Here is a 10,693-nt window from a genome sequence, read left to right on the forward strand (position 1 = left end):
TAAGAAAACCAAGCCAACCAGCGTTGTCTTCGGATTCTTCGCTGTCTTGGGTGGTGTAACGCCCCGCAGTGTCGATCAGGACAGCATCGTTCGTAAACCACCAATCACAGTTGCGCGTGCCACCAACGCCGCCAATGCTGGCGGAACCGGTCGTTTTGGCTAGCGGAAAATTTAGCCCCGAATTCACCAATGCCGTGGTTTTACCAGCGCCCGGAGGCCCGATAATCACATACCATGGCAGTTCATAAAGTGAGCGACGACCCAACTTAGATTTACGCAAGGCCGTCAGCGCGTCGCGCATTTTACCCTTCATTTCGACCAGTTCGGCCTGCACCAATTCGTCGTCTTCGGCAGTATCATCCACGGATTCGACAATGTCGTCTTCCATGTTTTTCGCGCGTTTAGCACGGCGCAGGATCACCAAAAGAATGACGAACAGCGACAGCAAAATGATAATTGCGATGGTGATCAGACGCGACAACGGGCTGGCCAGAAGCGGCAGATAAGGGCCGACGAACCAAGCCAGCAAACAAAAAGCGATCGCCACAAAAACCGTGATCGAAATCCCAGTTCCTAAGGCGCGGGCAACACGACGAATACTATGGAGAATCATTGTGCGTCCTCTCTGACGAGTACGATTTCAATGCGTCGGTTTTTCGATCGACCTGCGCGCGTGCCGTTGTCAGCGATAGGGAATTTGTCGGCGACCCCTTCTGCGGACAGGCGCGTGCTTTCATTGATTTGGGGGGCTAGTTTTTTCATAACAGCCTCTGAGCGGGCCAACGACAAATGCTGGTTGGACGGGAAGCGCGACGAATTGATCGGCTCGTTGTCTGAATGACCAACGATGATGATCGGACCTTGAGTGTCATTCAAGGCGGCGGCCACCTGCTTGAGTGGTGCGATAAATTTTTGTTGTAAACTGTCGGAGCCCGATCCGAACATGCCCGATCCAGTCAGACGCACTGTGATTGTTTGCTGATCTTGAAAGGCTTCGACCAAGCCGTCTGTGATTTCCTTTTCGAGGAAACCTTTGACGCGATTGAGCTGTTCCTGAGGGGGCGGTGGCGGTGGCGGCGGCGGTGTTGCGCGCCGGAATAGTTCGGCCACTTGCCCGGAATCCAGCACAGAAAGTTGGCCCACAATCCGGTCTGTGGATCGGTTCAAAACCCAAGAGAACGTTAAGAACACCGCCATCATCATCAGCGCAACGGTGGCCGTTGTGATCCAAAGCGGCTTCCAGATCGACAGCACTTTGTGCGGCTTGTCTTCGCCTTCCCAATGGGGGGACATGTCTTTTTCGACAGGGCCGCGTTGGGCGCGGATGATACGCGCCAAGCCCGCGCGAATTTCCATATGCTTTTCTGTGCCACGTTGTTCTACGCGCAAGCGCCCCTCAAAACCCAGCGAAAGGCACATGTACAGAAATTCAAGCAGATCGATATTGTTGGCCGCTTCCTTTTCCAACCGCGCGAGCAGGTCGAAAAAACGGTCCCCGCCGACGGTTTCTTTGTGAAATGTGCCAACCATGGATTGTTGCGCCCAGATCGATTGCCCGCCCCAAGGTGTGTTCAGCACCACGTCATCCAGCGTCGCACAAATCGCATAGCGCGCGATTTTCACGTCTTGGGCGTCGACACTGGTTTGAAGGGCACGATTTTCGAACTCGCGCACTTCGGCGACGACTGAACGGCGCAATTTTTCGGGGTCCATGTGTTGCGCGCGGTTGCGGATGCGCGACACCAGAGAAAATAGCGTGGCGGCAGCCGCATTGATGCGGTTCATGCCGGTCATGCCTTGTTCGACACTTGGTTCGGTTAGGGTGTTAACCGGCGCGGCAGGTTGTGGAATGCCCATGGCCTGTCCACCGCCTTGATGCATGGGTTGCGGCGTCGGGGCTGAATCAAAATTCGGGCTGGCAGCCGCCGCAGGTGCAGAGGCCATCCCCCGACGTCCACCGGGATTTGGTCTGATGATCGTCCGGTCAGCATCATCTGGTTCTGCAAATGGGTCTTTATCGGACATGCGTCTCTATCCCCGTAAAATAATTTGTAGCGCCTTGGATGGGCGCTTTAACCTTGCCGAATGGCCCATAATTCCATCTTGAGACCGGGAAACTCTCCGGATACGTGTACTGCAATACCACCAGACGTCGACATTTTGCCCCAATGGGCACTGTCGCCATCCAGTTCAAAATAAACCACCCCGGCGTGATACGGGATTTGGCGCGGTGCAACAGGAAGCGGGCGCAGCGGGATGCCCGGCAAAGCCGAATTGACCAGTTGGCGGATTTCCTCGACCGGGCCGATCTTTGCCTGATTTTGGAAGTGACGGCGCACGTTTTCTGCCGGAATGTCGGCTTGTACCGCCAGCACAAAACCCGCTGTCGACAACAGTTTGCGGTCGGCGATGATACCGACACTGATACCATATTTCCGCGGATCCAACGGGATCGACACAGCGGTTTGTTCCAGCACAGACGACAAATATTGGCGCAAAGTGCGGATGACCGGTTTGAACGTGTCGGTCAGATTGTCATGGGCATAAGCTGGAAATTCAGGCGCGGCTTTGTCGTTGGCCATAAACGTCGCCAATTCACCCGCCAGCCCAACGCAAGTGCGGTACAAATCTTCGGGATGGACGTTTTCGATCTTTGCCAAATGTTGGATCACTGGCTGCATCCGGTTCACGCACATAAGCAGCAGGAAATCCGAAATCTCGGCCACACCTTTGGCGCTGCCACCTTCAGACAGACGCCCGGACAATGCAGTTTTGCGGTGGTTCAACAAACCATCAAGTTCGCGCACAAATCCACCAAGCGCCGCAGAGGCCTGAACATCGAGACAAGAGGGCACAAACCCTTTGTCCAACACGACTTCTTTGTCGGGCTTCACTTCGATGATCTTGGCAATTGGAATACACAAGCGATCCGCCAGGTCATCCACAGCCAGCGCAAATTGCAGCCGCAGCTTGCCCACGCCCATAGTCACGGCTTTTTTGCCCGATGAAGTCACGTCTGTTACTTCCAACTCGCCCGGCCGCATACGTGCTGCGGACAGTTCGGCGCCTGTCATGTCGACTTCCAATGCGCCCTGTCGACGTTGGGGCACGGTCAGATAGATGACGCAATCTTTGATGGTTTCAGGCACTTCAAGAGCGGGCGGATGATCTTCGGAATGAGGGACCCGAAAGACGGTGCCGTCAGGTGTTAACCCTGCACAGGACGTGATCGCGAATTGGCCAAACTTCAGCACTTCTTCGTCGATTTCCAGCTTGTTCACGCCCCAAGCATATGGCGTTACGCGGCGCGCGAGGCCAGCCACCAAACTTTCCATATAACGGTCGGCCTGTTGGAAATGGTGCGGCTGCAAAAACAGGCCTTCATTCCACAATACCTTGCTGTCCCAGGACATCAGGCGTCTCTCAATCGTTGATCAGTCTTCATTTCAATTTGTCCAATTGTTCTTGATAGGCACGGGCGAATTCCTTGGCAAAAAGTTCTTGGAAGTCGTTTTCGGCTTGGTCTGAAATTTCTGTATACATGTTTTGGTAGATCTCCCAATAACGAGCTTGGCGGCTTTTCAGCATTCCTCCAAGGCTTTTATCGGTGCTGATCTTCTCTTCGAGAACGGCGGGGTCCAGTTTTTTAAGGATGCCCTTTAGCGCCGCTTCCATGCCGGTCAACATGGCAACTTCGTGCGCCTTAATGTCCTTGAGAGCTTCGTTCGTCGCTTCGGCTGCATCAAGATAACCACGCGCGGTGGGGCGTACCATCGCCTCGATGGCCTGGTCGGCGCTGATCGAGAATTTCAAAGGGTTATTGCCGCCCATCTGGATCATGGTCTGTTCGATCCGAAATTCGGATTTGATCGACTGGCGGGTCATGAGAATCTCGCGCAGACCTTCGATCATGGTCCGCAGGACTTGCCCCATGCGGGTCATCGTTGCGGGTAATTCCTGATCCGAAACCTGAACTTCGGTGGCGCCTAGTTCAGTCAAAAACCCACGTGACGCGGCATCTGGTCCAGCACCCACTGCGGCAGCGGGGATCTGCGGTGGCGGTGTTTGCTGCGGCACAGGAGAAACAGGCATGGGCGACGGTGCGACCTGCGCGCGTGGTGCAGGCGGCGCAGTAGGTGCTGCAGGTGCGGGTTGCATGGGCGCGGCAAATGGGTCTGCCGTAACGGGGCTTTGGCCACCTGAATTGGGCGATAGAAAATCATCGTCCCAATCGTCGGGAATTGCCGAACCACTAGAAGAGGCCACTTGGCCCGGCATGGCAAAGTGATCTTGCGCTGCGGCATTGTGCATGCTGTCGCTCGATCCCTGATCTTCGAAAGGGTCCGGCGCAGGCGGCAAAATACCATCCTCATCTCCCAAGGGGGGCAGCAGCCCATCGTCGCCCACGTCTTCGCGGTCAATGACACCGGGGCCCTGAGGCGCGCCGCGCCCAACCAGAAGATCGTCAAGAAAATCGCCACCGTCGCCCGGTGCATCCAACAGGTCTGCGTTGCTGGGCGCATTGCCAGCCATGCCATGTGACACAGGCCCATCGGCCAATGGATCTGCGATAAAATCGCCCGGCGCATCCGAACTGATGCTGACAAGAATTTCGTAAGGCCCGACCGACAGGATATCGCCGTCATTGAGCGGCGTGGGCGTCGCCCCAAGGGCTAGCTTGCCGTAGTTTAAAAAAGTCCCGTTTGTCGAAAAATCGACCACGATTACGTTGCCATTGTGATCCTCGATGGCGCAGTGGCGTTTCGAAAGTTCACGGTTGGGATCGGGTAAAACCACGTCGTTTTCATTGCCGCGCCCAAGCGTCATGCTTGGGCCGTTCATCACGATGGGGTCGCCGTTATCGGGGATGCTGCCTGTGGACTGGAAGCGCAGTGTAATTGCCATCGTCGTTTAGCCGCCCGTCAAAACTGTTGGCGCGCCAACGATGATTGAACCACCAAGGCTGCACAAATCACCAATCCGCGCTGCTGGCAGTTTGCCGATCAGCACCGTGGTTGACCCTTTTGCAATAGGGTGCGGTGGCACCGGCGGTGGCGGTAAAGGCATCCCCAAACACATATCTGTCACCCGTGCCGCCGGCATTTTGCAAACCAGAACGGTCACGCAACAAGGAGGCATGATAGGCGTCGGTATACCTTTTGTGCAGACAGTGCCAATATGCATATCGGCAAGGCGTGCTTGAGGGGGGCCGGGCATCAGGCAGTTCCTTCTGTGGTCGGTGCAGGAGTAGAGTCTTGCACCAACTCTATCTTGCCATTGCCCCCGCGTGCAATGTCGAGTGCACGGTCAATCATCACTTCAAAACAATGTTCCGGTGGTGGGCCCACTTTTAATGTCTTTAGGTTCATCCCAAAGCAACAGGCAGACACCACACCGATGGGTGCGGGGATGTCAGCCATGTCGCCTTCGCCCAAATTACCGGGGGCATAATAGGCGGCCGTCGCACAAGGGGCTGCATTATCGGCCGCAGATTCGTTTTCAAGCACCAATCGTAGGCGCTCGCGATTTTCGACAGTCGGTTCAAAGACCCAAGCCTCGGCAGAGGTCAGGCAGATGCTTTTTTCGTCCTCTTGCAGTACGTCTCGGCCCGCGATGCAGGCCCACCAAACGCATTCACGCGGTGGCAAAGAAACGGACAACAAGCGCAACATGTCGACCGGGGCCCGGGCGGCTTCTAATTCTTCAAGCACAACCTGAACCGAGGCATTGGCCGGGGCCGACAGCTTGGTCTTAAGTTGCGCATTCGCCGCTGCCAGCAACCGCGATGCGGGCTGATCTGGGACTTTCTTGAGGTTTTCAAATCGTTTGGACATGCGTTACCTCAATTGATCATGGTCACACCGCCAGCAAGGGTCAGCATAGCGTCCCCCTTGACGGTGGTCATTGGGGATTTAACATCGATAGTCGCAGTACCGTCGACCGTCACCATGACGCCCGAAATCGTGACGCCGGAGTTGTCAATTTTGATCGAATTCGCGCCGACAGTCAGCGAAATTTCCACCCCGGCCGTAATCGCAACCTTTCCGGCGCTCGTATCCAGCGAATAGTTGCCCAAAGCGAGCGTGTGTGCCTCGTTTCCCATAGATACATCGCGGGTCACATTTCCGTCGGTGATCGTCTGCGTGTAATTGCCAGTGATCGTCTGATCCGCCTTACCTTCGATGGCCTCGGTGTGGTCAGTCTTGACAAAAATATTCTGATTGCCGGTGTCCACGCTAAAGATGTGATCGCCGGTTTCAATCGTCTCGGTCTTGGTGTGATAGATGGTCTGCGTTAAATCGCCTGGGTCCATCTTTTCCTGACCAATCATCACAACCGCATTGTTTTCGATGGTCTGAAAATAATCTTTTTCCGAATGCATGCGGATGAATTCTTCGTCCTTTTTGTCCTCAAAGACGAGTTCGTTGTAATTGGACGCAGCCCCGCCCTTGCTTGATCGGGTTTTGATGCCGGTTTGGGTCTTGTTGGCGTCCAATTCGTAGGGCGGCATTGTGTCGGCATTATACAGCATGCCGGTACAAATCGGGCGATCTGGGTCACCTTCTTCGAACTGAATCACGACCTCTTGCCCAATCCGAGGGATCGAGATCATGCCCCAGTTCTTGCCTGTCCATGGCATGACAACCCGCACCCAACAGGTGGTATTTTCATCATTCTTCCCAAGGCGGTCCCAGTGAAACTGGACTTTGATGCGGCCATATTTGTCGGTATAAATCTCTTCGCCCGAAGGCCCAGTGACGACTGCGGTCTGCATACCCATGTCGCGCGGCCAAGGGGTATCAAGGGGCGCGCGGAATTTTTCGGCCTTGGGGATCACGTCGAACACGACGCGGTAGGTGTCGGTGTTTTCCTCATCGACCGGAAGGGTGCTGTCAAACAGCGGCGTCGAGGTTTCTGCCGTTTCGTAATCGGTTTCAATCTGAAGCTCGTGCACGGCACGAGTCACGAGATAGTCGATGTTGTTTTCCGTGCGCGGATGATCCGCCAGCTTAAAGGTCTGACCGACACCCAGATTGCGCACATTCGCAGCACCGCGTGACAGCTTGTGGCGCACAGCCTCGGCCTCCATGCGGACTTTGACGAAACTGTCGTCGACATTGTGGGTCTCAAGCCGGTTTCGGCCGGGGTAAAGGTAATGTTCAAAATCAGATTTCTTAGCGTGATTGCCCTTGGGCATCGACTTAACTTTTTTCAGCTCGGTCTTGGGTTTGTCGAAATCATAATCTTCAAGCGTCACCTTCGCGGTGGTCACCGCTGTAGTCTCGCTCCAGTCAAAAACGTGATCGGTGTCGCGACGGTATTCTTTGGTCTTTTTGCCGTCTTCCGCTTCGGTCACTTCGCGGAACGCAAAGTCCATCTTGTCAAATTTCGGCGTCGGTTTGTGGGCGCTGATACTGTCAGCCAAGACCATCTTTAACTTTTTGCCATCCTGGATGAAGAAGTAATAAATCCCCTCTTCTTCCATCAAACGCGAGATGAAATCGAAATCGCTTTCATGGTACTGCACGCAATAGGTGCGCGGTTTGTAGGTGGCGGTGGTCTCTTTCTTGACGTCAGACCAGAACCCATATGGGGCCATCACTTCTTCGATGATCTTAAGAACATCCATCTCTTGGAAAATCCGGTTTTCCAAGGTGCGTGTTAGGAACCACAGCCATGGGCGCAGTTCAGCCACGAAATGCGACATGCCCTGATAAAGGCCAACATAATCAACAGAGATGCACGTGCCGGTATAAACACGATCTTCTTCGTCCTTGTCCTTTTGGATGACGTGGATGGTCGAACCAAGGATATCTTGCAAATCCAGCGCCTCGTTCGAGGACAGGAATTCCACAGTCGTTTCCGTGAGGGTGCTAAGCCCCTCAGTGACACGCGCATTCTTCAGGTTGACGGGCGTAGAAGAATACGTGCCCTCCATCCAGACATCGCGACCTTCAAAATCAAGATCATTTGCCATTTAAATACTCCTTGGCCCGTACATGGGCCTTATTCATCCGATTCGATCAAACACTCATCTTTTCGTAAACGCGCAATAATTTCAGGATGGATGGCCCAACAAGAGACCAATGAAAAATCGTCCCCCAAAATGCGTTTTGCATCAAATATAGAATCAAAATTTAGACACAGAATGGGCTTTGGGTATTCCCCATCCACAAGCAAAAGCTCGTTCAGAAACTCGTCACCGCGCACAATGTAATAACTATTTTTTTCGATCCCCACCAAAATGATCGGGGGCTCGTCACCTTCGCCCGAACCATCGCCGGGTGTACCACTCATAACATTCATTCAAAGGCCCTCCAGTAAGGCAGCAAGATCAGGATCCATGTCGTCATCCGACGCGTCATCGTCGTCGCCGTCATCGTCAAATCCGGCAAGCAGATCGTCTAGTGAAGTATCATCATCTGTCGACGTGTCATCCTCAAGGTCTGACATTAGATCGTCAAGCGATGTGTCGTCGTCTTGGTCGGCATCGTCTTGAGGCGCCGTCATCGTTGTTTCTAGCGTCGCGGCACCGGGGGCGGGACGTGGTGCAGGAACTTCGGCTTCCCACGGACCGGCGATAATATCCCCGCCAAGGGAGCGGAATGACCCAAGGCGAATTTCGTTGCGCCCTTTCATCCAGACCACCGGCATGTAACCCCGCCCAAGTGTAGCCTGTACCGGGTCACTTGTCAGGTTGCGTTCGGTGCAAGGCAACGCGACTTGATCGCCGTAACGGTCATTAACATAGAAAAACGGCAGATCCCCAAGCGCCATAAGCGATCCCAGATCCATGGCTTTACCGTCTTTTTTGTAGGTGCCTGCCAGCAAAATCGCGACCAAAACGGCGGGGTTGGCCCACAACATGCCCTTCAGGCCTTCGCGCGGTGAAAATTCTTCGAAGCTGAAGGCATAGACCGGGTCGGATTTTGCACCATACGGCTGGCGCAACATAAAGCGCGGCGAAGCAAGCCCGACATAGGATGCCTCGGGCAAACTGCGCAGCATGTCCCAGTTTTCGGCCACCAGCGGGTGACGATCTTCGGGCGCGGTATCAAGGTAGTTGGGCGATATCGCGGAAAAGAACGGCGCGTCCACGTGCGCGGCAACCGTGCCAATGCGCGCCAGCAATTCCGCATGAGGAGGCGTTTCCTCAAACGTGTAAAGGCCGAACATGGCCGAAAATCCGCCTGCCCCTTCTTCGGGCTCAAGGACATCTGTGACCAGTTTAAACAACCCGCTGTCTGCAAGGTCTTCGTGCGCTGCTAGGTCGGCGGCCAGTTCCTCAGCAGAGATATCATAAAGCACGATTTCCAGCTTCACGTCCGTCTCAATACGGCGCGCTAGCAAATCCAGCGATCTCCATTGTGCTTCGATCGCCTGAAATTCGGGATGGTGTAGAATGAGGTTCATCGCCGAACTCAGGGCTTCGTCCACCGCGGCTTTCATCGCGTCAACACCCGCATCGGGGGCTTTGACCACATGCGGTCCGATAATCTGTGCAATTAGCGCATCGGCCGGTCCGGCTTGGGTCAACGTGCCACGGGTGTCACCGATCAACGCCTGAAAGTCGGTCAGCTTGAGGTTCGTTGGCATCGCTGACCCAGCCGAGTGTTTGGGCAATTTGATCGGCGTCGCATAGGTTTCCGACCATGACTTTAGTTGATCAACGGCACGATCCGCCATGGAACCAACGCTTAGCTGTTGGCGCACGCCTGCGATGGCATCGAACAGGTCCACATTGTCATAAAGTTCGTCAGGGTGCAGATCATCCATCTCGCCCAGTTTGATTTCCACACCTGTGCCCCCCTCGCCGATGGGCAGGACAAGCGTGGTTCCAAAACCTTCGATAATGTCGTCGATGGTGTCTACGTCCAGCGCGATGGGCGCGCGCGCGGCCAGTGCATCGCCGGTTTCCAAGACCCCGCGTGCAGCACGACCTGTAAAGTCAGCAAAAAGCGCCATACGGAATTTGTTTCGGTTCAAATCTGCACGTTCCGGTCGCGTGGCGCTGATCGTGCCAAAGGGCGACTGGACAGCTGCGGGCTGTTCGGCTTCACCTGTTTCTGTGTCACCCGTTCCTGTGTCGCTTGGGGCGCTATCGTCGTCATCACCGCCAATGTCGCCCAGCAATGCGTCCAAATCATCGTCCCCATCGTCAAGGTCGGCAAGCAGCGCGTCCATGTCGTCATCAGGTGCGTCTTCAGCATCGGCAGCGTCACTATCTAACCCAGCGAGGATGTCATCGAGATCATCACCCCCCGCTGCATCCTCCTGAGGCGCTTCGAGCGCAGCCAGCAACGCATCCATGTCGTCATCAGGCGCGTCTTCGGTGTCGGCGGCGTCACTATCTAACCCAGCAAGGATGTCATCCAGATCGTCACCCCCCGCTGCATCTTCCTGAGGTGCTTCGAGCCCGGCCAGCAGCGCATCCATGTCGTCATCAGGCGCGTCTTCGGTGTCGGCGGTGTCGCTGTCTAACCCGGCAAGGATATCATCCAGATCGTCACCCTCCGCGGCATCTTCCTGAGGTGCTTCGAGCCCGGCCAGCAGCGCATCCATGTCGTCATCAGGTGCGTCTTCGGTGTCGGCGGCGTCACTATCTAATCCAGCGAGGATGTCATCCAGATCGTCACCCCCCGCTGCATCTTCCTGAGGTGCTTCGAGCCCGGCCAGCAGCGCATCCATGTCG

Annotated in this window: 8 protein-coding genes and 1 pseudogene; all 9 read right to left on the bottom strand. The window is 55.2% G+C overall.

Annotated features, from left to right (window positions below; all coding sequences use genetic code 11):
• A pseudogene (locus ABJF76_RS16645) lies at window positions 1–613 on the bottom strand (type VI secretion system membrane subunit TssM); the annotation flags it as partial.
• Window positions 610–2,025, bottom strand: coding sequence for a type IVB secretion system protein IcmH/DotU (gene icmH / locus ABJF76_RS16650; RefSeq protein WP_413820001.1), 1,416 nt, complete (start codon window positions 2,023–2,025; stop codon window positions 610–612). The gene icmH and the pseudogene ABJF76_RS16645, both read right to left, overlap by 4 nt.
• 47 nt (window positions 2,026–2,072) lie before the next feature.
• A complete protein-coding gene (gene tssK / locus ABJF76_RS16655) occupies window positions 2,073–3,413 on the bottom strand; it encodes a type VI secretion system baseplate subunit TssK (protein ID WP_413820000.1) in 1,341 nt (446 codons plus the stop codon).
• A 28-nt stretch (window positions 3,414–3,441) separates the two neighbouring features.
• Window positions 3,442–4,905 (bottom strand): type VI secretion system-associated FHA domain protein TagH, encoded by a 1,464-nt coding sequence (tagH, locus tag ABJF76_RS16660; protein WP_413819999.1) that lies wholly within the window; start codon window positions 4,903–4,905, stop codon window positions 3,442–3,444.
• Between the two features lie 6 nt (window positions 4,906–4,911).
• The gene (locus tag ABJF76_RS16665) at window positions 4,912–5,217 is read right to left on the bottom strand and encodes a PAAR domain-containing protein (RefSeq protein ID WP_413819998.1); all 306 of its coding nucleotides are present in this window, start codon (window positions 5,215–5,217) and stop codon (window positions 4,912–4,914) included.
• Complete coding sequence (locus ABJF76_RS16670) at window positions 5,217–5,834, bottom strand: DUF6931 family protein (RefSeq protein ID WP_413819997.1); 618 nt, start codon at window positions 5,832–5,834, stop codon at window positions 5,217–5,219. The genes ABJF76_RS16665 and ABJF76_RS16670 overlap by 1 nt, the downstream gene beginning before the upstream one ends.
• Before the next feature lie 8 nt (window positions 5,835–5,842).
• The gene (locus ABJF76_RS16675; protein ID WP_413819996.1) at window positions 5,843–7,978 is read right to left on the bottom strand and encodes a type VI secretion system Vgr family protein; all 2,136 of its coding nucleotides are present in this window, start codon (window positions 7,976–7,978) and stop codon (window positions 5,843–5,845) included.
• Window positions 7,979–8,007: 29 nt separating this feature from the next.
• Complete coding sequence (locus ABJF76_RS16680; RefSeq protein ID WP_413819995.1) at window positions 8,008–8,298, bottom strand: hypothetical protein; 291 nt, start codon at window positions 8,296–8,298, stop codon at window positions 8,008–8,010.
• 9 nt (window positions 8,299–8,307) lie between these two features.
• Window positions 8,308–10,693, bottom strand: a 2,386-nt coding sequence (locus ABJF76_RS16685) for a type VI secretion system contractile sheath domain-containing protein (RefSeq protein WP_413822624.1), incomplete at its 5' end; no start/stop codon positions are given.

It is taken from the genome of Tateyamaria sp., from assembly GCF_039940735.1.
GTDB lineage: Bacteria > Pseudomonadota > Alphaproteobacteria > Rhodobacterales > Rhodobacteraceae > Tateyamaria.